This window comes from Advenella faeciporci, assembly GCF_014652395.1.
GTDB lineage: Bacteria > Pseudomonadota > Gammaproteobacteria > Burkholderiales > Burkholderiaceae_B > Advenella > Advenella faeciporci.
In genome coordinates this window covers 46,482-69,441 of the sequence record NZ_BMYS01000017.1, presented here as the reverse complement: position 1 = coordinate 69,441, position 22,960 = coordinate 46,482, and the positions used below count along the sequence as shown (strand labels likewise).

26 protein-coding genes and 1 tRNA gene are annotated in these 22,960 nt (G+C 60.5%); 18 read left to right on the top strand and 9 right to left on the bottom strand.

The genetic code is table 11. The features are described from left to right. Positions 1-4: 4 nt before the first annotated feature. The 5 genes from IE074_RS11495 to IE074_RS11475 form a co-directional block, all read right to left on the bottom strand. Complete coding sequence (locus IE074_RS11495) at positions 5-1,174, bottom strand: ABC transporter permease (protein ID WP_229794009.1); 1,170 nt, start codon at positions 1,172-1,174, stop codon at positions 5-7. Then, on the bottom strand, positions 1,171-2,943 hold the full coding sequence (locus tag IE074_RS11490) for an ATP-binding cassette domain-containing protein (protein ID WP_189385600.1): 1,773 nt from the start codon (positions 2,941-2,943) through the stop codon (positions 1,171-1,173). Before IE074_RS11490 ends, IE074_RS11495 begins: the two co-directional genes overlap by 4 nt. Before the next feature lies 1 nt (position 2,944). After that, on the bottom strand, positions 2,945-3,982 hold the full coding sequence (gene hlyD, locus IE074_RS11485; protein ID WP_189385599.1) for a secretion protein HlyD: 1,038 nt from the start codon (positions 3,980-3,982) through the stop codon (positions 2,945-2,947). Positions 3,983-4,073: 91 nt separating this feature from the next. After that, complete coding sequence (locus tag IE074_RS11480; protein ID WP_189385598.1) at positions 4,074-4,493, bottom strand: hypothetical protein; 420 nt, start codon at positions 4,491-4,493, stop codon at positions 4,074-4,076. 68 nt (positions 4,494-4,561) lie between these two features. Beyond that, on the bottom strand, positions 4,562-5,170 hold the full coding sequence (locus tag IE074_RS11475; RefSeq protein ID WP_189385597.1) for a TetR/AcrR family transcriptional regulator: 609 nt from the start codon (positions 5,168-5,170) through the stop codon (positions 4,562-4,564). A gap of 210 nt (positions 5,171-5,380) precedes the next feature. Here IE074_RS11475 and IE074_RS11470 point away from each other — a divergent pair, with 210 nt between their 5' ends. The 18 genes from IE074_RS11470 to IE074_RS11385 all read left to right on the top strand — a co-directional run bounded on the left by IE074_RS11470 (position 5,381) and on the right by IE074_RS11385 (position 20,527). Further along, positions 5,381-6,325, top strand: a complete 945-nt coding sequence (locus tag IE074_RS11470; RefSeq protein WP_189385596.1) for a LysR family transcriptional regulator — start codon at positions 5,381-5,383, stop codon at positions 6,323-6,325. After that, entirely contained in the window at positions 6,322-6,588 is a 267-nt protein-coding gene (locus IE074_RS11465; RefSeq protein ID WP_189385595.1) for an EexN family lipoprotein, read from the top strand. Before IE074_RS11470 ends, IE074_RS11465 begins: the two co-directional genes overlap by 4 nt. 235 nt (positions 6,589-6,823) lie before the next feature. Further along, entirely contained in the window at positions 6,824-8,839 is a 2,016-nt protein-coding gene (locus IE074_RS11460; RefSeq protein ID WP_189385594.1) for a conjugal transfer protein TraG, read from the top strand. Continuing rightward, positions 8,836-9,300, top strand: a complete 465-nt coding sequence (locus IE074_RS11455; protein ID WP_189385593.1) for a ribbon-helix-helix protein, CopG family — start codon at positions 8,836-8,838, stop codon at positions 9,298-9,300. Before IE074_RS11460 ends, IE074_RS11455 begins: the two co-directional genes overlap by 4 nt. After that, the gene (gene trbB / locus IE074_RS11450) at positions 9,297-10,361 is read left to right on the top strand and encodes a P-type conjugative transfer ATPase TrbB (protein ID WP_189385592.1); all 1,065 of its coding nucleotides are present in this window, start codon (positions 9,297-9,299) and stop codon (positions 10,359-10,361) included. The genes IE074_RS11455 and trbB overlap by 4 nt, the downstream gene beginning before the upstream one ends. Next, complete coding sequence (locus IE074_RS11445) at positions 10,358-10,735, top strand: TrbC/VirB2 family type IV secretion system protein (RefSeq protein ID WP_189385591.1); 378 nt, start codon at positions 10,358-10,360, stop codon at positions 10,733-10,735. The genes trbB and IE074_RS11445 overlap by 4 nt, the downstream gene beginning before the upstream one ends. Further along, the gene (locus tag IE074_RS11440; RefSeq protein WP_189385590.1) at positions 10,732-11,016 is read left to right on the top strand and encodes a VirB3 family type IV secretion system protein; all 285 of its coding nucleotides are present in this window, start codon (positions 10,732-10,734) and stop codon (positions 11,014-11,016) included. The genes IE074_RS11445 and IE074_RS11440 overlap by 4 nt, the downstream gene beginning before the upstream one ends. Before the next feature lie 12 nt (positions 11,017-11,028). Beyond that, positions 11,029-13,488, top strand: coding sequence for a conjugal transfer protein TrbE (gene trbE / locus IE074_RS11435; protein WP_189385589.1), 2,460 nt, complete (start codon positions 11,029-11,031; stop codon positions 13,486-13,488). Next, positions 13,485-14,225 (top strand): P-type conjugative transfer protein TrbJ, encoded by a 741-nt coding sequence (gene trbJ / locus IE074_RS11430; protein WP_189385588.1) that lies wholly within the window; start codon positions 13,485-13,487, stop codon positions 14,223-14,225. The genes trbE and trbJ overlap by 4 nt, the downstream gene beginning before the upstream one ends. Before the next feature lie 12 nt (positions 14,226-14,237). After that, positions 14,238-15,443 carry a P-type conjugative transfer protein TrbL gene (gene trbL / locus IE074_RS11425; RefSeq protein ID WP_189385587.1) on the top strand — a complete coding sequence of 402 codons (1,206 nt, stop codon included), beginning with the start codon at positions 14,238-14,240 and terminating at the stop codon, positions 15,441-15,443. Between the two features lie 11 nt (positions 15,444-15,454). Then, positions 15,455-16,159 carry a conjugal transfer protein TrbF gene (gene trbF / locus IE074_RS11420; protein WP_189385586.1) on the top strand — a complete coding sequence of 235 codons (705 nt, stop codon included), beginning with the start codon at positions 15,455-15,457 and terminating at the stop codon, positions 16,157-16,159. Next, positions 16,156-17,148 carry a P-type conjugative transfer protein TrbG gene (gene trbG, locus IE074_RS11415; RefSeq protein ID WP_189385585.1) on the top strand — a complete coding sequence of 331 codons (993 nt, stop codon included), beginning with the start codon at positions 16,156-16,158 and terminating at the stop codon, positions 17,146-17,148. The genes trbF and trbG overlap by 4 nt, the downstream gene beginning before the upstream one ends. 2 nt (positions 17,149-17,150) lie before the next feature. After that, positions 17,151-18,458 (top strand): TraB/TrbI/VirB10 family type IV secretion system protein, encoded by a 1,308-nt coding sequence (locus IE074_RS11410; RefSeq protein ID WP_189385584.1) that lies wholly within the window; start codon positions 17,151-17,153, stop codon positions 18,456-18,458. Then, positions 18,455-18,670 (top strand): DUF2274 domain-containing protein, encoded by a 216-nt coding sequence (locus IE074_RS11405; RefSeq protein WP_189385583.1) that lies wholly within the window; start codon positions 18,455-18,457, stop codon positions 18,668-18,670. Before IE074_RS11410 ends, IE074_RS11405 begins: the two co-directional genes overlap by 4 nt. 142 nt (positions 18,671-18,812) lie before the next feature. Next, positions 18,813-19,007 carry a YodC family protein gene (locus IE074_RS11400; protein WP_189385582.1) on the top strand — a complete coding sequence of 65 codons (195 nt, stop codon included), beginning with the start codon at positions 18,813-18,815 and terminating at the stop codon, positions 19,005-19,007. Further along, positions 19,007-19,273 (top strand): DUF6953 family protein, encoded by a 267-nt coding sequence (locus IE074_RS11395; protein WP_189385581.1) that lies wholly within the window; start codon positions 19,007-19,009, stop codon positions 19,271-19,273. The genes IE074_RS11400 and IE074_RS11395 overlap by 1 nt, the downstream gene beginning before the upstream one ends. A 128-nt stretch (positions 19,274-19,401) precedes the next feature. Further along, entirely contained in the window at positions 19,402-19,977 is a 576-nt protein-coding gene (locus tag IE074_RS11390) for a hypothetical protein (protein ID WP_189385580.1), read from the top strand. A gap of 247 nt (positions 19,978-20,224) precedes the next feature. After that, entirely contained in the window at positions 20,225-20,527 is a 303-nt protein-coding gene (locus IE074_RS11385; RefSeq protein WP_189385579.1) for a helix-turn-helix transcriptional regulator, read from the top strand. Here IE074_RS11385 and IE074_RS11380 read toward each other — a convergent pair. The 4 genes from IE074_RS11380 to IE074_RS11365 all read right to left on the bottom strand — a co-directional run bounded on the left by IE074_RS11380 (position 20,524) and on the right by IE074_RS11365 (position 22,818). Then, positions 20,524-20,859, bottom strand: coding sequence for a helix-turn-helix domain-containing protein (locus IE074_RS11380; protein ID WP_113934031.1), 336 nt, complete (start codon positions 20,857-20,859; stop codon positions 20,524-20,526). The genes IE074_RS11385 and IE074_RS11380 overlap by 4 nt on opposite strands. After that, the gene (locus IE074_RS11375; protein WP_189385578.1) at positions 20,852-21,220 is read right to left on the bottom strand and encodes a type II toxin-antitoxin system RelE/ParE family toxin; all 369 of its coding nucleotides are present in this window, start codon (positions 21,218-21,220) and stop codon (positions 20,852-20,854) included. The genes IE074_RS11380 and IE074_RS11375 overlap by 8 nt, the downstream gene beginning before the upstream one ends. A 54-nt stretch (positions 21,221-21,274) precedes the next feature. Then, positions 21,275-22,558, bottom strand: a complete 1,284-nt coding sequence (locus IE074_RS11370; protein ID WP_189385577.1) for a tyrosine-type recombinase/integrase — start codon at positions 22,556-22,558, stop codon at positions 21,275-21,277. A 175-nt stretch (positions 22,559-22,733) separates the two neighbouring features. After that, positions 22,734-22,818: transfer RNA gene (locus tag IE074_RS11365), tRNA-Leu, on the bottom strand. Positions 22,819-22,960 lie beyond the last annotated feature (142 nt).

Here is a 22,960-nt window from a genome sequence, read left to right as displayed (position 1 = left end):
GCGTTTACTCCAGATTCTTGCGCGTGGCGCGCTTGGCTAGCAGAAAAAAGAACACGCCAATGGCAGCCATGGCCAACAGATTTGGCAGAAATGCCGCCCAGATGTCGCCGGCTAGAAATACTGTCTTCAGGGAAGAGACGAAATAACGTGCTGGAACGAACCAGGTGAGGATCTGGATCGGCCACGGCATGGCGTCAATCTCGTACAGGAAACCCGAGAGCATGAAGGCGGGCAAAAAACCAGAGAACAGTGCAATCTGCGCCGCTAGAAACTGGTTGCGGGTCACCGAGGAGATCAGCAAACCCTGGCCCAGCGCGGGCACCATGAACACGGCCGAGAGCAGCAAGAGCGCGGCCAATGATCCGCGCAGCGGCACATCGAATACAAACACCGCCAGCGCCGCAGCGCCCAGCGTGGACAGCATGCCGAGCACGAAATAAGGCAGCAGCTTGCCGATCAGGATTTCTACTACCGAAGCGGGGGTGGATAACACCGCTTCCATGGTGCCGCGTTCCCATTCACGCGCCACCACCAGCGCGGTAAGCATGGTGCCGATGATGGTCATGACGATGGCGATAGCACCGGGCACGAGCGAGCGGCGGCTTTCCAGTTCGGCGTTGAACCAGTAGCGCGGCTCCAGCACCACGGCGGCTGAAGGCACTTCGGCGCCGAGCCCGGCGCGCCAGGTCTGCGCGACCCCTTGTACGTAGTTGGCAACGTAGTTCGCGGTATTGGGTTGCGAACCATCGGTGATGACCTGGATCAGCGGTTCACCGTCGTGCCTGGCCAGCCTTTGCTCAAAGTCCTGCGGGATCACCACGAATCCGCGCAGCTTGCCCGATACAACCTGCTCGGCCACTTCGCGCCTATCATGCGCAAACGTTACATCCAGATAGCGTGTGCCGGCAAAAGCGGCAGCGAGCTCCTGGGCAGGCGCCGATGGCGACTCCAGCACCACGCCGATGCGCACGTTGCGCACGTCCAGCGAAACCGCATAGGCAAACAGAAACAGCAACACTACCGGCAATACGAAAGCAATCAGCAGCGTGGATGGATCGCGGATCGCCTGCAGGCTTTCCTTGAGTACCAGAGCCCACAAACGCTGCGGATCGAAGCGGCGCATGGCGGCGGCAGATGCCTGGTCGGCGCGTTGCGGGTTGTTCAGGTCGCTCATGCCGCCGCCTTGATGCGGGTTTCGTCGGCCAGATCAGCGGACTCGACCAAATGGATGAACGCATCTTCCATGGTCGGATCGGGCCGTGCCTTGCTGACTGTATCGCGCTTAAGCGCATCGGGCGTGTCCAAGGCAATCAACCGGGCGCGATATAGCATCGCTACCCGGTCGCAGTACTCGGCCTCGTCCATGAAATGAGTCGTGACCATGATCGTCACGCCCTTGCGAGCGAGACCATTGATGTGGGTCCAGAATTCGCGCCGCGTGATTGGATCAACCCCTGAGGTCGGCTCATCCAGAAACAGCACAGGTGGGCGATGCATGACCGCGCAGGCTAGCGCCAAGCGTTGCTTGAAGCCCAATGGCAGCGAGTCGGGCGCGGCGGACAACCAAGAATCAAGGTCAAAGGTATCTATCATCTCGTCAATGCGCGTACGCCGCGTGGCGCCTTCCAGCCCGTACACGCCGGCAGAGAACTCCAGGTTTTGTCGCACCGACAGCAAGCCATAGAGCGAGAACTTCTGCGCCATGTAGCCAAGCTGGGCTTTGGCGGCGCCGGTGGCCCGACGCAGGTCCAGACCCACCACATGCGCTTCCCCATGGGTGGGTTTGAGCAGCCCGCACAACATCTTGAAGGTGGTTGATTTGCCTGCCCCATTGGGGCCGAGCAGACCGAAGATTTCGCCTTTGTTCACCTCGAAACTGACGTTGTCGGTGGCGGTGAAATCACCGAAGCGTTTGGTCAGGTTGCGGCAGGAAACGGCAATATTCGAATCGAGTTTCACCGGCGGCAGGTGCTCGGCCAACGCCGACGTGCCGCCGGGACCGCCACCCAGTAGATCAATGAAGGCATCCTCAAAGCGGGGCGGCACAGCAGCCAGGCGCGCATCGACCCGATCGGCCAGTGTCTGGATCTGTCCCGCGTTGGAGCCGGCGCGCAGCACCACGCGCACGCCCGCGCCCTGGATCACGCCATCGCCGATGCTGTCGAGATTCAGCGCTTCGGCGAGCACCGCACGGCGCTGCTCGCCAACATCCTCCAGTCGAAAACTGCGGTCCTGAAGACGCCCGGTCAATCTGGCTGGCGGACCGTCGTAAGCAAGCTGACCTTCGTTGAGCAACAGTACGCTGTCGCAGCGTTCGGCCTCGTCGAGATAGGCGGTGGACCAGACCACGGCCATGCCCTCGTCGGTCAACGCCTGCACCATGCGCCACAGGTCCTGACGGCTGACCGGATCGACACCGACACTGGGCTCGTCCAGCAATAGCACTTTCGGTCGCGCCATCAGGGCACAGGCCAGGCCCAGTTTTTGTTTCATGCCGCCGGACAGCTTTCCGGCCAGACGCTTGGTAAAGGGACCAAGGCGGGTGAAATCAAGTAGCTCGGCGAACAGGTCAGCGTGCTGGTTGGCATCCATGCCGCGCAAGCGTGCATACAATCGCATGTTTTCCATCACCGACAAATCTTCGTACAAGCCGAACCGCTGTGGCATGTAGCCGCTTGCAACGTGAATGGCGTCGTTATCGTCCACCACGTTGAAACCGGCCAGAGTGACGCGGCCAGCGTTCGGTGCCAGCAGGCCGGCCATGATGCGCATCAGGGTCGTTTTGCCAGCACCATCCGGGCCGACCAGGCCGGTCAGTTGCCCGTAGTTGATGTGGGCACTCAAGGATCGCAAGGCGTGTACGCCGCCAAAATGCTTATCCACGCTGTCAATGACGACTGCAACATCGCTGTTTGCAGGTGACGTAGGGCTGTTGTTGAGCATCTCAAGAACCTTTTGCTTGCGTGCCGGCGGCAGTCCCGGTATCGACTTCGATCGTCACTGGCATACCTTGGCGCAGCCCAGTGTCGGCATCGGTGTTGTCAATCACGATCCGCAAGCGGTAAACCAAGTCGGTGCGAAGATCCGTGGTCTCTACTGTCTTGGGCGTGAACTCGGCGCGTGGCGAGATGAAGCCAATCTGACCTTGATAGACCTTGTCGGAAGAATCGTTGTACACACGCACACGCGTCCCGGGAGCGATGCGACCCAGATCCGGCTCGCCGACATAAGTACGCACGTATACCGGAGCATCAAGGCTCAGGCTATAAACAGTACTTTGGTTGGTGACCATGCTACCGGGTTCGCGCACACGAGCGATCACGGTGCCGTTGCTTGGCGCCAGCAGTTCAGTATCGGCTAAGGCGGTGGCGGCCTGTGCCCGCGATGCGTTCGCCGCAGCCAGATTGGCTTCGCCAGCGACAATGTCTTCGCTACGAAAGCCTTCCTTGGCTTGCGACAGCGCGGCCTCGGCTGCCTTGACACCGGCAACCGCTTGATCTCTGGCAGCGCGCGCGGCATCGACCGTTCGCTGGCTGCTGGCACCGGATGCGAGCAGAGCGCTTTGGCGCCGATAGTTGCGCTCGGTGTCACGTGCGGCAGCTAAAGCCTGGTTGACTGCCTCCTGCGCCTGAGTGATTTCTTGTGGGCGCAGACCACGACGCAGCTTGTTCAGTTCCGCCTGTGCTACCCGTACCGAGGCTTCGGCCGCTGCCAGCGCATCCCGATAGGGCTGAGCATCCAGCAGCGCCATGCGAGCGCCCGCACGGACTGCATCGCCTTCATCGAATGTCATCTGCGCAACGCGTCCGGGCTGGCGAAAGGCCAGTTGCACTTCGCGGATGTCGACGTTTCCATACAGACGCAACAGGTCGTGGTCAGGCGACGTGCTCTGCGTCCAGAACCATGTGGCACCCGCCGCGATAACGGCGAGAACCAGCACGATCCAGCGGATTTTGTGGGAGGGAAGTCTTTGGGGGCTCATGAGTGAATTCCGAGTCGAAGGGCTGGTTCGATATGGTTGGGGTTTCGATGTTTCTGGACCGCTTCGCGGGCCGAATCGAGTGAACGGAGGCTCATTGTGTGCGGCCTTCGGAAACGGGAGGAGCCGACAGGCGCCATACGGCAAACGCGATACCTGTCCACACAAGGGTACGCACGCTCATTGCGATGAGCGTGCGTTGTTCCCAGGCGCCGCCGGAATATACAAATACGCCGAATGCCATAAACGTCAGCGCCGTTGCAGCGGCAATGATGCTGGCCAGCACCAGCGCCCAGCGTCGGCGCAGCCACAACCCGACTCCGGCAATGATGTAAGCAAATCCCGCCAAAAAATTAAACCAGAGCACAAACGGCACATAGTTTCCGGCTGCATCACGCGCCGTGCCGTCAAAAAACAAGACAGCGCCGCCTTCTTTAATGGTCAGCAGGCCGAAGCCGATGGCAATCAGGGAAATCACACGTATCCAAATTTGGCGCTGACTGTGTGCTGTCATAGTCATTGCTCCCGGTTCTTTCGAAAAGTTTGCGGTTCGTCGTGGCATTTGCGAAGCAGGTAAGTGTTTCATGTGCTGCTTTTGATGCCGCGACGGTAGATGGCAAATACCCCTGGCGCGTTATGCCGGATGCCGGCCACGTCTCCAACTAACAGGGATTGCATCACCAAGCCCTGAATGGTGCCGATGAACAGGACGGCGGCGGCATCGATATCCAGCCCCGCATCCAGCTCGCCCTGCTCCTTGCCCGCTTCGAGCAGACGGCGCAGCCGCTCGCCATAATGATGGGTCAAGGTCTGCACCATCCGCTTGGGTAGCGTCTCACCTGGACGCTGCAATTCGCCGAAGAGCATCCTTGGCACGCCAGGGTGTTCAGACACAAACTCGATGTGGGTCATGAAGACCGCCTCAAGAGCGGCGATTGGCGATGTAACGCTTTTTGCAGCCTTGTCCACCCGTGCGAGCAGGCGCTCTGTGACCCAAGTCATCACCGTCTGCAAAATGGCGTCCTTGCTTAAGAAGTGACGAAAGAGTGCGCTCTGAGTCAAGCCCATACGCTCTGCGATTGCAGTGGTGGTGATGTCGCTTGGGATCTGTTCGGCCGCCAAGTTGACCACCGCCTCGACGGTGGCTGCGCGTCGTTCGTCAGCAGGAAGATGTCTAGGATGTCTGCTCATTGCTTGTATTTCCAAAAGAAAGTAATCTATTACTATCTTATCATAAAATGTACGATGAGCACGCAGAATTTCTAAAAGGAAACCGCCATGAACCAAAAATCCGTCATTTTGAACAAATGCTACAAATCAGCTTTAAGTAAATGTAGATGTGCCATATGGTGTTTTTTTGAGAAAGATAAACGTGTGCGCCATCAGTCTGAAGAGATATAAATGGAGTTGCGTCACCTTAGGTGTTTTCTGGCAGTGGCTGAGGAGCTTCACTTTGCCCGTGCAGCAGAGAAATTGCATATTGAACAGTCGCCGCTGTCACGCACCATCAAGGAACTGGAGGAGGAGTTGGGCGAGCAGTTGTTCGTCCGCACCAGTCGTAGTACACGGCTAACGCGAGCAGGACAGCTGTTTCTGGAACATGTGCCGCGTATCTTCACCGCCCTGCAACAGGCCCGCGACAGCGTGAAGGCCGCGGCCAATGGTTTTCACGCTCAACTGCGCATTGCGTTGTCTGACGGGATTACGCCTTCTCGGTTGCCGAGTCTGCTGGCACTGTGTCGAGAGGAAGAACCTGAAGTCGAAATCCGCTTGTTCGAGGTGCTGCTATCGCAGCAGATTAAGGGGCTGAATGACGATCTGTATGACGTTGGGTTCGCGCAATCTGACGAAGTAGGCGACGGGATCGTCGCCGAGCCGATTTGGAATGATCCGCTGTGGGTGGCAATGCCGGCACGACACCCATTGCTCAAGCATAAGCGCATCCCGTTGGAGGAAGTGCTGCGTTATCCGCTGGCGCTGTGTGATCCACAGGTATGCGAAGGCCATGCGCAGCAACTGGAACGGGTGTTGCGTCGCATAGACATGGAGCCATTGATCGCTGAACGAGTGGCTTCGTTCGATTTGATGTTGGCGCTGGTGTCGGCGGGCTTCGCGCTGGGCCTGGCGGGGGCACCGCATATTGCCTCCAGCCGTGAGCCCGGCGTGGTGGCAAGGCCCCTTGCAGGCCGTTCACCCATGTTGACGACATATTTGCTGCGGCGCGAAGCCGAAACCTCAGCAACTATATTCCGTTTTATTGAACGGGTGCAGACTATCGAGTTACCCGAAGGCGTCAGACCTGCGCCACCGCTTAGGCCGGACACAGAGGAGGAAGTCGAGCTATGAAACAAGTCACGCTGTTGTTGCTGGTCATGGGGCTGGCCGCTTGCGGCCAATCGGAAACGCCTAAACCTCAACTGGATGCGCCCACCGTGGAGGAACTGGCCACCAACCCTGAACACTTGAAGAAGCTGCGCCGCCAGTGCAAGACCGATCGCCCCAACCTGGGCGATGTGCTGTGCAACCGCGTGGCCGAAGCGACGAACCGGCGATTTTTCGGTGATGGCAAGGTGCCTTATACGCCACAAGAAACACCACCGAAGTTCTGATCGTCGGTAATTCGCCACATATTCTCGGTTTTCTTTATTGACACGCCGCAGCGCGTCCGCGCTGGCGACGTTTTTATCGTGGTCGCCCCAGCCTGAAACGATGCTTTTTTCGTCACCTTTGTCCCGATAACGGTCTTTGACCGGCACAGACCCGGCACCGATCCTTGTATGGCAGGCACATGTATGTGTCGCTTTTTCATAAGGATAGAACGTAGGAGACATCGGAGGCCAGGCTATGCAAGTGACGAACGTGCTGTTCGGGCAGATCGCCGTCATATTCGGTATCGTGATCGCCGGCGTGTGGAGCGCCACACAATGGACAGCCGCCGCCCTGGGCTATCAGCTGCGCCTGGGTTCGCCCTGGTTCGATGTCTACGGTACGCCGATCTATCACCCCTGGCGCCTGTTCGAGTGGTGGTTCTTCTTCGATGCCTATGCGCCCGAGGTTTTCAATACTGGCGGCCTGATCGCGGGCGGCAGCGGCCTGGTTGCCGTGGTGGTGGCCATCGGCATGTCGATCTGGCGCTCGCGCCAGGCGCGGCTGGTCACCACCTACGGTTCCGCGCGCTGGGCCGAGACCAACGACATCCGTGAAGCCGGACTGACCCAACCCGTTGGCGTTTTCCTCGGTCAGCACGAGGGGCAATACCTGCGCCACGAAGGGCCGGAGCATGTGTTGGCTTTTGCGCCCACGCGCTCGGGCAAAGGTGTGGGCCTGGTAGTGCCCACCTTGCTCGCCTGGCCCGCGTCGGCTGTCATTCACGACATCAAGGGCGAGAACTGGCAGATCACCGCTGGCTGGCGGTCGCGCTTCTCGCACTGCTTGCTGTTCAACCCCACAGATAGCCAATCCGCAGGCTACAACCCGCTGCTGGAAGTACGGCGCGGCGCGCATGAGGTGCGCGATGTGCAGAACATCGCCGACATTCTGGTCGATCCCGAAGGGGCGCTGGAGCGCCGCAACCATTGGGAAAAGACCAGTCACGCGCTGCTGGTCGGCGCCATCCTGCATGTGCTCTATGCGGGCGAAGACAAAACGCTGCGCGGCGTGGCGAACTTCCTGTCCGACCCGGCCTGCCCGTTCGAGCTGACCTTGCATCGGATGATGACGACCCCGCACCTGGGCACGGTTGGGGATGAAGGCAGACCGCATCCGGTGGTGGCCTCCGCCGCCCGTGAAGTGCTCAACAAGTCGGACAACGAACGCTCGAGCGTGCTCTCCACCGCCATGTCGTTTCTGGGCCTGTACCGCGACCCCACGGTGGCCGAAGTCACTTCACGTTGCGACTGGCGCATTGCCGACCTGATCGCTGCCGACCATCCCGTGTCGCTCTATTTGGTGGTGCCGCCGTCCGACATCAGCCGCACCAAGCCGCTAATTCGCCTGATTCTTAACCAGATCGGGCGTCGATTGACGGAATCGCTGGACGGCTCCGACGGCATCGAGCGCCGCCACAAGCTGTTGCTGATGCTCGATGAGTTCCCGGCTCTGGGACGCCTGGACTTCTTCGAGACGGCGCTGGCCTTCATGGCGGGCTACGGCATCCGCAGCTTTCTGATTTCGCAGTCGCTCAACCAAATCGACAAGGCTTACGGCCAGAACCATTCCATTCTGGATAACTGCCATGTGCGCGTGACCTTCGCCACGAACGACGAGCGCACCGCCAAGCGGATTTCCGAAACCCTGGGCACGGCTACCGAACTGCGCGCCCAGCGCAACTATGCCGGCCATCGGCTCGCGCCCTGGCTGGGCCACCTCATGGTGTCGCGCCAGGAAACGGCGCGGCCCCTCTTGACTCCGGGTGAAGTCATGCAGCTTCCGCCGGACAAGGCGGTGGTGATGGTCTCCAGCGTGGCGCCAATCAAGGCCAAGAAGCTGCGCTATTACGCCGACGCCAATTTCAAGCACCGCGTGCTGCCGCCGCCGGTACTTGCCGCCGGGCACTATGCGGATGCGCCGCCGGCCCGTCCTGATGACTGGAGTGGTCTGTCGATTCCAGCCGTCCCCGTTGCGCCCGCCTCGATGGGTAGCGATGACATGACGGGCGTGGCTGACGATGGTGGTCCACGCCATCAGCCTGAGCTGTCCGAGGCCGTCGCCTACAGCCCGCAGCCGGTCTACCCGGCCGGCGACTTGTCGCTGCTCGATGACGACGACCTGCCGCCCGTTCTTCCCCGCCAGCTTGATCCCGCGATGCAGCGCGTGGCGCGGCTGGCCGCCCTCGACCCTGATGACGGAATCCAGCTATGAGCCGATATCGCCTGAATCTCTTTATCGACCCTGAACATGCCAAACGCCTGGACGAGCTGGCTGCCAAGAAAGGCGTGTCCAAATCCTCCATCGTCGCCGCCGCCTTGGCGTCCTGGCTCTCGCCGGATGCCGGCGACCAGCGCGAAGCGGCGATGGCCAAGCGCTTGGATCGTCTGTCACGCCAGTTCGAGCGCCTGGAGCGGGATCAGAACATCCAGATCGAAACGCTGGCGCTGTTCGTGCGCTACTACCTGACGGTCAGCACGCCGGTACCCGAGGCCCATCAGGATGCGGCCCGTGCGCAGGGCAAGGCGCGCTTTGAGCAATTCGTCGAGCAGCTTGGCCGCCACCTGCTGCGCGGACGCAGCTTGGTGCGCGACGTGGTGGAGGAGCTGCACCCTGAGCCGGTACGGATGGACGACGCGCCAGCGCATTTCGAAGCGCAGGAGCGTGTCTCATGACTATCGCGCCGCAGTCCTCGCATGAACCTCGTTCGTCCGCGTCCACATCGCTGGACCGCCGCATCCAGATGCTGCGCACCGCCATGGGGCCGCTGATCGCTGCCGCACTGGAAGACCCGGATGTGGTGGAAATCATGCTCAACCCCGACCGCAGCCTGTGGGTGGATCGGCTCTCAACGGGTCGCACGCCGTTGGGCGTCGAGCTGTCCGAAGCCGATGGCGAACGCATCATCCGTCTGGTTGCGGCGCACGTCGGTGCGGAAGTGCATCGCGGCCAGCCGCTCTTGAGCGCGGAGTTGCCTGAAACGGGCGAACGCTTCGAGGGCATCTTGCCGCCCGCCGCGCCCGGCCCGGCCTTTGCGCTGCGCAAGCGGGCGGTGAGCATCCTCAGCCTGGATCGCTATGTGGCCGACGGCATCCTCACTGCCGATCAGGCCGGCTTTCTGCGGCTTGCGGTACGCGAGCGACAGAATATCCTGATCGCCGGCGGCACCAGTACCGGCAAGACCACGCTTGCCAACGCCTTGCTGGCCGAGATCGCCGCCACGGGCGACCGCGTACTGGTGCTGGAAGACACCATCGAACTGCAATGCGCGGCCCGCGACCATGTGCCGCTGCGCACCCGTGCCGGGGTCGTGTCCATGCAGGAGCTGGTGCGCGCCACCATGCGTCTGCGCCCCGACCGCGTGGTGGTTGGCGAAGTGCGTGGCGGCGAAGCCCTGGATCTCATCAAGGTCTGGGGCACCGGCCATCCCGGTGGTATCGCCACCATTCATGCTGGCTCCGCCGTGGGTGCGCTGCTGCGCCTGGAACAACTAATTCTGGAAGTCGCGGTGAACCCGCCGCGTGCGCTCATCGCCGAGGCGGTCAACGTCGTGATCCACATCGCCGGACGGGGCCGCAAGCGCCGCGTTGAAAGTATTGCCCGCGTCATCGGCTTCGATGCAACGGGCTATCGCCTGGCGGACGCGCTGGAAGCACCGCTTTCTGATTTGCCGCTCACTGCCGCATCTGCTGCGGCGATTTTCCCATCCCCTGATTCCGTTGGAGAACTGCCATGACGCCTGTTGATGCTTTCCGTCTTTCCGTAAATCCGCCTTTTCGCTTCGCAAGGCTGCGCCGTCTGGCCCGGCCTGTCGGACAGGGGCTGCTGCTTGCCGCGCTGATGCTGCTGGCGGCCGGTGCGGCGCAGGCGGCCGGTTCCTCCATGCCCTGGGAAGGCCCACTGCAATCCATTCTGGAGTCCATTCAAGGGCCGGTGGCGCGCATTGTGGCGGTCATCATCATTATCGCCACGGGGCTGGCGCTGGCCTTTGGCGATACCAGCGGCGGTTTTCGCAAGCTGATTCAGATCGTCTTCGGCCTGTCTATCGCCTTTGCCGCGTCCTCGTTCTTCCTGTCGTTCTTCAGCTTCTCGGGTGGAGCCGTCGTATGAGCGCCGCCAAGGAAGGTGCAACCAGCTTCGCAGCCGGCTTTGAAGTGCCGCTGCATCGCTCGCTGACCGAGCCCATCCTGCTGGGCGGCGCGCCGCGCACCGTGGCAATCGCCAACGGCACGCTGGCCGCCGCCGTGGGGCTGGGCCTGCAATTGTGGGTTCCCGGTGTGGTGCTGTGGATCGTCGGCCACTCGCTGGCGGTCTGGGGCGCGCGCGTCGATCCGCAGTTCATGCAGGTCTTTGCGCGGCACATCAAGCACAAGCCGCTGCTGGACGTGTGAGGGGATGGCGCTATGCTGAACCTTACCGAATACCGACGGCGGCCCGCACTGCTGGCCGACTGGCTGCCCTGGGCGGGATTGATTGCGCCGGGCGTGGTGCTGAACAAGGATGGCTCGTTTCAGCGCACGGCGCGCTTTCGCGGGCCGGATCTGGACAGCGCGACGCAAAGCGAACTGATCGCCACCTCGGCACGCTTGAACAACGCGCTGCGCCGCCTGGGTTCAGGCTGGGCGCTGTTCATCGAAGCCGAACGCCGGGCGGCGGCGGGCTATCCGCGCTCCGACTTTCCCGAACCGCTGTCCTGGCTGGTGGACGAGGAGCGGCGTGCCGCGTTTGAAGCCTCCAGCAGCCACTTCGAGAGCGACTATCACCTGACGCTGGCCTACCTGCCGCCGGAGGAATCCCGCGCTCGCGCCGCCAAGCTCTTGTACGAGAACGCGCCCGGAGATGGCGTGGATTGGCATGGTCGCCTGGAAGCCTTCGTTGCGGAAACCGACCGCGTGTTCGACCTGCTCGATGGCGTGATGCCGGAAATCACTTGGCTGGACGACGGCCAGACATTGACCTATCTGCATTCGACGATCTCGACACGGCGCTACCGCGTCGGCGTGCCTGACGTGCCGTTTCACATTGATGCGCTGCTGGCCGATTCGGCATTGGTGGGCGGGCTAGCCCCTACGCTGGGCGAGACGCACCTGCGCGTGGTGTCGGTGCGGGGGTTCCCGACCTCGACATGGCCGGGGCTGCTGGATGATCTGAACCGCCTGGGTTTTGCCTATCGCTGGAGCACACGCTTCATCTGCATGGACAAGGCGGAAGCCGAGAAGGAACTGGTCCGCCTGCGCCGCCAGTGGTTTGCAAAAAGAAAGAACGTGCTCGCGCTGCTGCGCGAAACCATTTTCCAGCAGGAGTCGCCGCTGGTCGATACCGACGCCAGCAACAAGGCCGCCGATGCGGACGCCGCCTTGCAGGCGCTGGGCAGCGATCAGGTGGCCTTTGGCTACCTCACCGCCACGGTCACGGTGCTGGATGCCGACCCGGCCACCGCTGATGAAAAACAGCGCCTGGTGGAGCGCGTCATTCAGGGCCGTGGCTTTGTGACCATCCCCGAGACACTGAATGCCGTGGATGCCTGGCTCTCGTCCATCCCCGGCAATGCCTACGCCAATGTGCGCCAGCCCATTGTGTCTACATTGAATCTGGCACACATGATGCCGGTGTCAGCGGTGTGGGCTGGGCCGCAGAAGAACAAGCACCTCGATGGCCCGCCACTGATTGTGACCCGCACCGATGGGGCCACGCCGTTTCGGCTGGTGACGCACATCGGCGACGTGGGCCACACCCTGGTAGTGGGGCCGACCGGCATGGGTAAATCGGTGCTGTTGGCGACACTCGCCTTGCAGTTTCGCCGCTATCGCGGCTCGCGCATCTTCGCCTTCGACATGGGCCGTTCCATGCGCGCCACCATCCTGGGGCTGGGCGGTGAGCACTATGACCTGGGCCATGACGGCGAGATTGCCTTTCAGCCCCTGGCACGCATCGACGCCGAAAGCGAGCGCACCTGGGCCGCTGAATGGCTGGAAGGCCGATTGCGGCACGAAGACGTGGCCGTCGGCCCCGATGAAAAAGCCGCTATCTGGTCCGCGCTGGGCAGTCTTGCCGGTGCACCGGTGGAGCAGCGCACCATGACGGGCCTGTCGGTGCTGCTGCAATCGAACGCGCTGCGCCAGGCGCTCGCGCCCTACGTGCTGGGCGGCGCCCACGGCAAGCTGTTGGACGCCGATCACGACCGGCTGGGCATGGCGCACGTGCAGTGCTTCGAGATGGAAGAGCTGATGGCGAGCCGTGCGGCGGTGCTGGCCGTGCTCGGTTATCTGTTCGCCCGTTTCGATGAACGCTTCGATGGCGCGCCCACGCTGTTGATTCTCGACGAATCCTGGCTGTTTCTGGATGACCCGGTGTTTGCCGCCCGCATCCGCCAATGGCTTAAAACCCTGCGCAAGAAGAACGTCAGCGTCATCTTCGCCACGCAGAGCTTGGCCGACATCAAGGAGTCGAGCATCGCGCCCGCGATCATCGAAAGCTGCGCGAGCCGCATTTTTCTGCCCAATCCGCAGGCGACCGAGCCCCAGATCAGGACGATCTACGAAGGCTTCGGCCTGAACGCGCGCCAGATCGAGATTGTCGCCACCGCCGAACCCAAGCGTGACTACTACTACCAGTCGCGACTGGGCAATCGCCTGTTCGATCTTGACCTGGGGCCGGCGGCGCTGGCCTTTGTGGGAGCTTCCACGCCGCAAGACCAGCGCGATATGGATCGTGTGTTGGCGGGTGCTGGTTTGCCAGGCTTTGCGGGCGCGTGGCTGCGCCATTGCGGCCTGGAGTGGGCGGCTGACCTGTTGCCTACGTTCCCCGGCTTTTCATCTTCAGTCTCTGCTGTTCCTTCCCATCCACCGGAGCCTCTGCCATGAAAATCTATCCCCGTTCAATTGCGCTTGCCGCCGTGCTCTCAGCGTCGTTATTCGCCGCTTCGCCCGTCTGGGCCTGGAAAACTGTCTTTGATCCATCGAACTACACGCAGAACACGCTGACCGCCGTTCGCACCCTGGAGCAGATCAACAACCAGATCAACCAGCTTCAAAACGAAGCGCAGATGCTGATGAACCAGGCCCGCAATCTGGCGAGTCTGGACTTCAACGTCGTCAACCGCCTGCGTACCACGCTGGCCGCCACGGATCGGCTGATCGCCGAAGCTCAGGGCATGGCTTACGACGTACAGCACCTCGACCGCGAGTTTGCGCGGCTGTATCCCGAGCAGTATGCCGCCACCGTCAGCGGCGACCAGATGGCTCGCGATGCCCAGGCGCGCTGGAAACATACGCTTGATGGCTTGCATACCGCGATGCGGATGCAGGCACAGGTTTCGCAGAACCTGCGCGACGATGAAAGCGCCCTGGCTGATCTGGTGAGCCAGAGCCAGTCCGCGCAAGGGGCGTTGCAGGCCATGCAGGCGACCAATCAGCTTCTGGCCCTGCAAGCCAAGCAGTCCATCCAGGCGCAGCAACTCCAAATCACGCAGGAACGCGCCGCCGCGCTGGAGCTGGCGCGACAGGCGGCTGCCAGTGAGCGTGGCCGCGAGGTGACGCGTCGTTTCCTCGGCAGTGGCACGCCGTACACGCCGCAGCCCGTGGATTTCTACGGGAACTGACGAGGCCAGGCCATGAATGACGTGACGGTCATCGACCGCTCCCTGAACACCTTTTCCACCTACATCGACTCCGGCTTCGGACTGTTGCAAGGCGAAGTGGCGTTCCTGACGGCCACGCTGATCGTCATCGACATCACGATTGCGGGCCTGTATTGGGCCATGAGCCACGCCACGGGCCAGGGTGATGATGTGATCGCCAAGCTGGTGCGCAAGGTGCTCTACGTCGGGACCTTCGCCTACATCATCAACAACTTCAACTGGTTGGCCGGCATCGTCTTTCGTTCCTTTGCCGGCCTGGGCCTGACGGCCAGCGGCTCGGCGGTAAGTATGGGCGAATTTCTGCAACCGGGACGGCTGGCCAAGACCGGTATCGACGCGGGTACGCCGATTCTGGAACAGATCAGCGATATGGCGGGCTTTCCCGAGGTGTTCGTGAACCTTACGCCTATCGTCGTGATGTTTCTGGCCTGGCTGGTGGTCATCGTCTGCTTCTTCGTGCTGGCAGTGCAGCTTTTCATCACGCTGATCGAGTTCAAGTTGACCACGCTGGCCGGGTTCGTCCTCGTGCCGTTTGCGCTGTGGAACAAGACGTCGTTCCTTGCAGAGAAGGTGCTGGGCAATGTGGTGTCTTCCGGCGTGAAGGTGTTGGTGCTGGCGGTGATTATCGGTATCGGCACCGGCCTGTTTGCCGACTTTCAGGTGCATCCGTCCGAACCGTCCATCGACCATGCGCTGGTCATCATGCTGGCCTCGCTTGCCTTGCTGGCGCTGGGCATCTTCGGGCCGGGCATCGCCACGGGGCTGATTTCCGGCGGGCCGCAATTGGGGGCTGGCGCGATGGCGGGTGCCGCGCTGGGTGCAGCAGGCACGGCCGCCGCCGTGGGCGCTGCCGCCACGGGTGTCGGTGCGGCGGTGATGGCGGGCGCACGCATGGCTCCAGCGGCCGCCCGATTGGCTGGTGGTGTGCGTGCTGCCGGATCAGCCACCGGCAGTACCCGATCAGCGTTCCAAGGGGCTTCTACCGCTGGTTCCACCGCCACGGGCGAAGCCGCCGATGCTGCCGCCGGTTCGCAAAAACAAAGCCAACCCGCCTGGGCCAAGCGACTGCAGCGCCGCCAGCAGATGACTCAGGCCGCCACGACCGCCGCGCACACGTTGCGCGGGGGCGATGGCGGCGGCGCCGGGCAAGGCCCTAGTCTTCGTGATTCCGATTCATAAGGAGAAAACCCATGCGATTCAAACGACCGCGGATGCGCTACGCCGAGACGCCGCAACCAGCGACCCCATACCAATCCGCCGCCCAGATCTGGGACGAACGCATCGGTTCGGCCCGCGTACAGGCCAAGAACTGGCGATGGATGGCTTTCGGTTGCCTGGTGTTGGCGCTGCTGATGGCTGGTGGCCTGGTCTGGCGCTCAATGCAATCCATCGTCACGCCCTATGTCGTCGAAGTCGATCAAACCGGCCAGGTGCGTGCGGTCGGCGAAGCCGCCATGCAGTACCGGCCCGCCGATGCGCAGCAGGCGCACCATATCGCCCGTTTCATCACGCTGGTGCGTTCGCTGTCCATCGATCCCGTCGTGGTGCGGCAGAACTGGCTGGATGCCTACGACTACACCACCGACCGGGGCGCGGCGGCACTGAACGACTACGCCCGGGTGAATGACCCGTTTGGCCGCATCGGCAAGGAGTCCGTAACAGTGCAGATCACGAGCGTCGTGCGTGCCAGCGACACGTCGTTCAACGTGCGCTGGACGCAGCGCCGTTACGTCAACGGCACGGCCGCCGGCCTGGAGCGATGGACGGCCGTGGTGTCCATCGTGTTGCAAACCCCACGCACCGAAGAACGGCTGCGCCGCAACCCGCTGGGCATCTACGTCAACGGCTTGTCGTGGAGCCGTGAACTGGATTCTTCCGAAGGAGCCAAGCCATGAATCCGTCTTTCCGCTTTTACGCTTTGCCGCTCATGCTACTTGTCCTGGCGGGCTGCGCCTCGCAGGGCAAGCCGCCACCCATGATTTCGCTCGATGAACCCGTGCAGGCGCTGCCGATTCCCGAGCCTCCCGCGCCGGTTGAGGTGGTGACGCTGCCCGAGGTGTTGCCCATGCCAGGACAGTTAAAGCCCTTGCCGGGCGTTGACGATACCAAGCTAACACCGGAGCCTGCGGACGAAACCGTGCGCGTATCCCGCGCCAATGCCCAGGCGCGGGTCGCGCCTACCCGCGAGGGCTACGTCAACGCCATACAGGTCTGGCCGTACACCGATGGCGCGCTGTATCAGGTGTATGCGGCGATTGGGCGCGTGACGATGATTTCGCTCCAGCCGGGCGAGGAACTGGTGACGGTGGCCGCAGGCGATACCGTGCGCTGGATTGTGGGGGACACTTCCAGCGGCAGCGGGGCCGACTTGCGCGTCAATGTGCTGGTCAAACCCATCCGTTCCAACCTGAAAACCAATCTGGTCATCACCACCAGCCGCCGCACTTACTTGCTGGAACTGACTTCCACGGAAAAAGCCTGGATGGCCTCTGTTTCCTGGGATTACCCCCGCGACCGGATGTTGGCCTTGCAGCGCCAGAATCAAGCTGCGCAAGCGGGTGCGCCCGTCGATACTGGCTTGTCGTTGGAGAACATCCGCTTTCGTTATGCCATAAGCGGCAGCAATCCGCCGTGGAAGCCGCTGCGTGCTTTCGATGACGGCGAGAAGGTCTATATCCAATTCCCGTCCGGGATCGCCCAAGGTGAATTGCCGCCGCTATTCGTCATTGGCGCACAGGGGGATGGCCAACTGGTGAACTACCGTTTTCGCTCGCCGTACTACATCGTCGATCGACTGTTCGGTGCGGCTGAACTGCGCTTGGGTGGCGATAAGGGCGACGTGGTGCGTATCGAGCGCAGCGACGGCGTGGCGCGGAGGAACTGAGCATGAGCGAAGAACACACGCCCGACCAGGCTGCGCCGCAGGCGGCCAAGGTCGCGCCCCAAACCGTCGCGCTGCGTACCCAGCCGCGCCCGGTCACGCGGCTAAACCGGCGCTCGCTGGCCATGCTCACAGGCGGTTTGGCCGTTGCGGTGCTGGGCGCCACGATCTGGTCATTGCAACCGCAGCGGCGCGGCGCGAACGAACAGACCGAGCTTTATAACGTAGACCGGGTATCGAAGTCGGAAGGACTCGATGCGTTGCCGACGGACTATTCCATGCTACCCGCCCCGGATGTGCCGGCCGGCGTACCCGAACTCGGGCCGCCGTTGCCGGGCGATCTGGGGCCGGCCATCGTGAACACGCAGCAGCCGGCGGTCGCCACCTACGCGCCGCCTGGCATCGACGCCGAAGCCGCCGAGCGTGAAGCATTGCGCAAGGAGGCCGATGCGGCGGCGGCATCATCGGTGTTCTTCCGCACCGGCCAGGGCCAGTCCGGCCAACCCATGGCGACGGTTGCGCAAGCGAGACCTGGCGCGCCCGGCATGGACAGTACCTTGGCCGCCTTTGACCCGCTGGCCGCAGGGCCGACCTCGACAGCGGCACAATCCACCGACCCCACTGCTATACAGAACCGGCAAGATCAGAAAGAAGCCTTCCTGCAATCCGGTTCTACAGAAACCCGCAATTCTGGGGATTTGCAGATGCCGGCCTCGCCGTATCAAGTGATGGCCGGAACGGTCATCACCGCCGCGCTGGTGACAGGCATCAAGTCCGATCTTCCGGGCGACGTCATCGGCACTGTCACCGAGCCCGTCTACGACTCCGCGAGCGGCAAGCATCTGTTGATTCCGCAAGGCTCGCGCATCCTGGGCCGCTACAACAGCCAGGTGAGCTACGGGCAAAGCCGGGTGCAGGTGGTGTGGAACCGCATCATCCTGCCAGATACGTCCTCTCTAACGCTCGACAATCTGGTGGGCAGCGACCCGGCGGGCTATGCGGGCCTGGAGGATGGCGTCGATTGGCATTGGGACCGCATTGTCGGCGGCGCTGTACTGACGACGCTCCTGGGTGTCGGCGCCGAACTGGCCGCCCCGGAAAACCGCCAGGACGGCGACCGCATCATCATCGCCGGACGCGACAGCGCGCAGGACAGCATCAATCAAATCGGCCAGGAAATGACCCGGCGCAACATGAATATCCAGCCCACCTTGACCAGCCGGCCCGGCTTGCCGGTGCGGATCATTGTTAACAAGGATTTGGTACTCCGTCCGTACCAGCCATTGTTTTTCAGCAAGGGAGCGTCACAATGACCACTACAAAAAAGCTGCGGCTTGGGCCGCTGCCTACAACCACGACCGTCAAGCTGACCTTTACATGCCCAGCCAGCCTGAAAGCCGATCTTGACCGCTACGCAGCGTTGCATGCGCAGACGTATGGGGAGTCGGTTGATGCCGTGACGCTTATTCCGCATATGCTGGAAGCGTTCATGGCGGGGGATCGGGGCTTCAAAAAGCGATTATGAGGGATTACCGAATGGCTGATGTCGACTAGCCTCAAAGACTACGACTGTCTCTTGGCTTCCCATGACGTAGTATGCTATAGAAACTTTTTGTTTCGTTCCGGTTCACAATGTGTATGGGGCATGTTTGTAAAGGGAAGAGGAAATGACAGAAGCATCGCAATTCGCAGTTGGTACTATCGTAAAGCTGAAGTCTGGTGGGCCAGATATGACAGTGAGAGGGTGGAGCGAGCTCAACAAGGCGTATACCTGCCAGTGGTTCGCGGGTAAAAAACTCGAACAAGGACATTTTCCGCTCAGTTCTCTCGAAGTCGCACAACAAGTGCCCAAAGGCGAGTGATGACGCCCGCCACGATTGCGGCTTGGATGCTTGCTCAGATTGAGCGTGATGGATGCATCTATCAAGATGATGTGGTGGACTTTCTTGTTAAGGCGAAGCGGGAAGATTTTCTGACTGAGAACGCCGAAGGTAATCAAGTGATTGGCAAGGATGTGCTTATGATGTTTCGTAAGCTGACCGAAACCACTGTGGTTTGGGTTAAGCCGGAACGGTATTGGCGGTGGCGCGTTGCTGAAGACGAACCGGGGCGTGATGCTCGCGGATAATTTCAAGTTAGTATTACTTAAGTAGCCACTGCCTGGTCGCTATTCCATGATTAATACGTACCGTCTAACAATTCTTTCATGCCAATACTGTTTCACGGCGCAGCTAAATTCAGGTGTTTTGCCTAGCTATGATTGAGATTGCTGGTCTTATTCTGGCCCTGGCAAGCATTGTATTTGCATTTGAAACGCCCAGAAATGCGTTTTTGAAGCTCGTTGGTGTCGGGAAGCACAAAAAAGACCATGCTACCCGACTAAATGTCAGAGTTGCCCCGGCGCAAGCGCATGAGTTGACATCCCTAGTCTTCGGGGCCACTCAATCCGGACGACATCCATTCTTTATCGAAGAGCCAAACTCAAGTCTTAATGAGGCTCTAAGCCTCTCAAAGGACACTGGTATGCCTATTTTTCTCGTCATCTATGACGAAAGCCATCCATCACAAAGCAAGCTCTACTATTCGCTTGGTTGCTTTATGGACTACTACACGACCAAACGACTGGTGCAAGACCATTTTATAGTGGTCCTCGCTCCGAAAAGTGATAAGGATGCGGCAAGCCTTGTTCCTTCAGATGATCCATTGGAGAACTGTCTTTGGGTAGTGCTAGATTTAGATGGAAAAATTATTCGTAGGGAAGGGGTATATGCAAACGCAGATGAGGGGCTAAAGCGAGTCCGGTCAGTTGTGGCCTCGATCTCTGAGGCATGATTCTTTGCTCAAACTCAGCTTGCTTCTCCGTAATGTTTAATTTGGCGTGGATTAGCTATCTTCGAAGTCACTCGCATTAGGTGTGGCACCGATGTAAGAAATCGTCCTTTAATGTCACGAAGAGCCTGACAGCATCATAAATTTCCGTCTGCTTTTCTGGGCTCTGCTGTAGTGCGCTCCAGCGAGTTTTGTTTCACGGCATTGTCATGCATTCTGTAGGTGATATTGGAAACTTTTGGGAGTTGTCATGTCACGGTCGGATGTTGCCGCTGCAACAGGTCAGCCTGAGCCCGCTTTTTACCGCATGGCGGATGTGTTGCGGATTACAGCCTTGAGTCGTTCAAGTCTTTACCGCCGTATTGCATCAGGAGATTTTCCCGCTCCGGTATCGCTCGGTGGGCGAGCCAAGGGGTGGAGGCGAGCGGCATTATTGGAATGGATCGAAGATCCGGTTGGGTATCGGCCGTTGACACATTGTGTGAAGAATACCGGCTCTGCTGGCGGCCGTGTCAGGCGCGTTGCAGCGGCCACGTCCCAGCCATCGACTTAGGCGTGGGTCAACACCAGGTGGCCGATTGGCTCTGCCGTCTCGCGCACACGAATTTCGATGTCGTAGCCTAGGCGGTTCAGGCAGTCCATCAGTTTGCGTTCGGAAAAGTTCGAGAACTCTCCGCGCAACAGGCTCGACACCTTGGGTTGGGTCAGCCCCATGCGTTTTGCCGCTTCGGCCTGCGTCAATCCGCGCTCGCGAATGGCTTTGGCAATTTCGACGGTCAGCCCAGACTTGATCTGGAGTTTATCGGCATCAGGCAGGCCCAGGTCGGCAAACACGTTGCCCGAACTGGCTTCGACCTCGATCCCTTCAACGATGCGTTTACTCATTTCTCAACTCCTGCGCAACGATTGCAGCCGCCTTCAAACGCTGATGAATGATGTCCATGTCCGGCTTGGGCGTTTCAATGCCCCGTTTGCTTTTCTTTCGGAAGACATGCAGCACAAAGACGGCCTCGGCGAAGCGCACGGTGTAGACGGTGCGGTAAGTGCCGCCGGTGTCGTCTTCAACAATTTCTAGCACGCCCGCACTGCCAAAGCCTTTTAGCACTTTTTCCGCTTCGTGCTGTTCGCCACGCTGGGCAAAATCGAGCGCATGACCGAAAAACTTTCGTACAGTGACGGGAAGGGCCAGCAGGTCTTTCTTGCTACTGCCAAGCCAGAAGAGCGGCTTTGTGGTGGAAGGCTTCATGCAAATATACCATTTCTGGGATGATGAGGCTACGGATTGCAAGCCAAGGCGGGCCTACGCACGCTTGAGCCAGAGGACGTTGTCCGCAAGCTTGGGCATTTTTCCCGCCTCCAGCTCATCCAGAAAATCCGCCCACTGCTGCACCATCACTTTGCGCTGAGCCAAGAAGGTGGCGCGGTCGTAGCTGGCGCCCAGTTCTTCTTTCGACACGTGTGCCAGGTGGCGTTCGATGACGTCCGGCTCCCAGCCAAGATACTCGCGGATCATCGTGCGTGCGGTAGCCCGAAATCCATGGCCTGTGATCTGTTCTTTGGTGTCATACCCTAGTGTGCGCAAAGCCGAGTTGATCGTGTTTTCGCTGATATAGCGTGACTTGTCGGAGCGCCTGGCCATGTTGGGGAACACCGGGCCGGAGGGGCCGGTAATGGGCAGCAGATCCTCCAGAACCCGCCGAGCCTGACGTGAAAGGGGCACGATATGCGCAGGGGTGCGGCTATCGCGCTTCTGCCACTCGCGCATCTTCATGTTCTCTGGCGGGCAGCGCCACAGTCCCTTTTTGAGATCGACATCTTCCCAATGTGCCAGGCGCAGTTGGCCGGGCCGCTGGAACACCAGGGGAGCCAAGCGCAAGGCGGCAACGGAAATGAAGTTGCCGGAGTACGCGCGCATGTCCCTTAAAAGCTGGCCCAGTAGCTGCGGGTCAGTGATGGCGGCGTAGTGGCGGCCGCGCGGTGTTGGCAAGCCACCCGTACGGTTGTTGACGAAATTCTGGGCGGGCTCCAATACACCCGTATCCACAGCGTACTGATAGACGTGCTGGACGGCTTCGCGGACACGCTGCGCCGTTTCCAGGTTGCCGCGATCCTTGATGCGATGCAGGCATCGAACGATTTCAGGAGGTCTGATGGCCTCCATGGCTTTGTCACCAACCCAGGGGAACACGTGAATTTCCAAGTGCCGGGTGACCTTGCTTTTGTAGCCGGCAGACCAGACGCGATCCTTGCTGGCACTTTCGAGCCAGGCGCGCGCCATCAGTTCGAAGGTATTCATCTTGGCGATCTTGGCTTGCTCTTGCTGCTCTCGTCGAGCGTCTTGCGGGTCGATGCCTTGAGCGCGCAGCGCGTTCGCCTCTCTGGTGAGTTCGCGTGCCATTGCGAGGGTGATCGTTGGGTAGGCGCCTAGGCCGATCTTGATTTGCTTCGTACCGGATTTGTACCGATAGAGCCAACTTTTGCTGGATGCGCGCACGCGCAGGTAGAGGCCATCGCCGTCATTTAGCATCTGCTCTTTGGCGCTGGGCGAGAGGGTGCGGATCTTCAGGTCAGTCAGGAATCCCATAGGTGTACCCCTGCAAAAAGAAAACTGGGTACAACCAGTCTAGGGTACACCTTGGGGGGCACGCAACGTCGGGATTTACTGAAACTTGATGGAACATCATGGGTTAAGATTCTATCCTAACCACATGATTTTCTTGAGAATTTGGTGCAGCTTGAACCTGTTTGGAACAAGCCGTTGGTGCCCGGGGCCGGAATCGAACCGGCACGCCTTGCGGCGGGGGATTTTGAGTCCCCTGCGTCTACCAATTTCACCACCCGGGCAATTTTGACGTTACTGGTAATAAAATTTCAACCCGTAACTATAGGCAGGAAAGAGGAAATTATATCCGGTTTTTTTATTTTTTACAGCAATAGCCGCCATATTTCATGATAAAAGAAAGTTTTCATGATAATTTGTCGTTTA

Bases quoted from the DNA above. Each gene is read 5' to 3' on its own strand.
- IE074_RS11495 (WP_229794009.1), bottom strand. From the start codon at position 1,174: ATGAGCGACCTGAACAACCCGCAACGCGCCGACCAGGCATCTGCCGCC.
- IE074_RS11490 (WP_189385600.1), bottom strand. From the start codon at position 2,943: ATGCTCAACAACAGCCCTACGTCACCTGCAAACAGCGATGTTGCAGTC.
- hlyD (WP_189385599.1), bottom strand. From the start codon at position 3,982: ATGAGCCCCCAAAGACTTCCCTCCCACAAAATCCGCTGGATCGTGCTG.
- IE074_RS11480 (WP_189385598.1), bottom strand. From the start codon at position 4,493: ATGACAGCACACAGTCAGCGCCAAATTTGGATACGTGTGATTTCCCTG.
- IE074_RS11475 (WP_189385597.1), bottom strand. From the start codon at position 5,170: ATGAGCAGACATCCTAGACATCTTCCTGCTGACGAACGACGCGCAGCC.
- IE074_RS11470 (WP_189385596.1), top strand. From the start codon at position 5,381: ATGGAGTTGCGTCACCTTAGGTGTTTTCTGGCAGTGGCTGAGGAGCTT.
- IE074_RS11465 (WP_189385595.1), top strand. From the start codon at position 6,322: ATGAAACAAGTCACGCTGTTGTTGCTGGTCATGGGGCTGGCCGCTTGC.
- IE074_RS11460 (WP_189385594.1), top strand. From the start codon at position 6,824: ATGCAAGTGACGAACGTGCTGTTCGGGCAGATCGCCGTCATATTCGGT.
- IE074_RS11455 (WP_189385593.1), top strand. From the start codon at position 8,836: ATGAGCCGATATCGCCTGAATCTCTTTATCGACCCTGAACATGCCAAA.
- trbB (WP_189385592.1), top strand. From the start codon at position 9,297: ATGACTATCGCGCCGCAGTCCTCGCATGAACCTCGTTCGTCCGCGTCC.
- IE074_RS11445 (WP_189385591.1), top strand. From the start codon at position 10,358: ATGACGCCTGTTGATGCTTTCCGTCTTTCCGTAAATCCGCCTTTTCGC.
- IE074_RS11440 (WP_189385590.1), top strand. From the start codon at position 10,732: ATGAGCGCCGCCAAGGAAGGTGCAACCAGCTTCGCAGCCGGCTTTGAA.
- trbE (WP_189385589.1), top strand. From the start codon at position 11,029: ATGCTGAACCTTACCGAATACCGACGGCGGCCCGCACTGCTGGCCGAC.
- trbJ (WP_189385588.1), top strand. From the start codon at position 13,485: ATGAAAATCTATCCCCGTTCAATTGCGCTTGCCGCCGTGCTCTCAGCG.
- trbL (WP_189385587.1), top strand. From the start codon at position 14,238: ATGAATGACGTGACGGTCATCGACCGCTCCCTGAACACCTTTTCCACC.
- trbF (WP_189385586.1), top strand. From the start codon at position 15,455: ATGCGATTCAAACGACCGCGGATGCGCTACGCCGAGACGCCGCAACCA.
- trbG (WP_189385585.1), top strand. From the start codon at position 16,156: ATGAATCCGTCTTTCCGCTTTTACGCTTTGCCGCTCATGCTACTTGTC.
- IE074_RS11410 (WP_189385584.1), top strand. From the start codon at position 17,151: ATGAGCGAAGAACACACGCCCGACCAGGCTGCGCCGCAGGCGGCCAAG.
- IE074_RS11405 (WP_189385583.1), top strand. From the start codon at position 18,455: ATGACCACTACAAAAAAGCTGCGGCTTGGGCCGCTGCCTACAACCACG.
- IE074_RS11400 (WP_189385582.1), top strand. From the start codon at position 18,813: ATGACAGAAGCATCGCAATTCGCAGTTGGTACTATCGTAAAGCTGAAG.
- IE074_RS11395 (WP_189385581.1), top strand. From the start codon at position 19,007: ATGACGCCCGCCACGATTGCGGCTTGGATGCTTGCTCAGATTGAGCGT.
- IE074_RS11390 (WP_189385580.1), top strand. From the start codon at position 19,402: ATGATTGAGATTGCTGGTCTTATTCTGGCCCTGGCAAGCATTGTATTT.
- IE074_RS11385 (WP_189385579.1), top strand. From the start codon at position 20,225: ATGTCACGGTCGGATGTTGCCGCTGCAACAGGTCAGCCTGAGCCCGCT.
- IE074_RS11380 (WP_113934031.1), bottom strand. From the start codon at position 20,859: ATGAGTAAACGCATCGTTGAAGGGATCGAGGTCGAAGCCAGTTCGGGC.
- IE074_RS11375 (WP_189385578.1), bottom strand. From the start codon at position 21,220: ATGAAGCCTTCCACCACAAAGCCGCTCTTCTGGCTTGGCAGTAGCAAG.
- IE074_RS11370 (WP_189385577.1), bottom strand. From the start codon at position 22,558: ATGGGATTCCTGACTGACCTGAAGATCCGCACCCTCTCGCCCAGCGCC.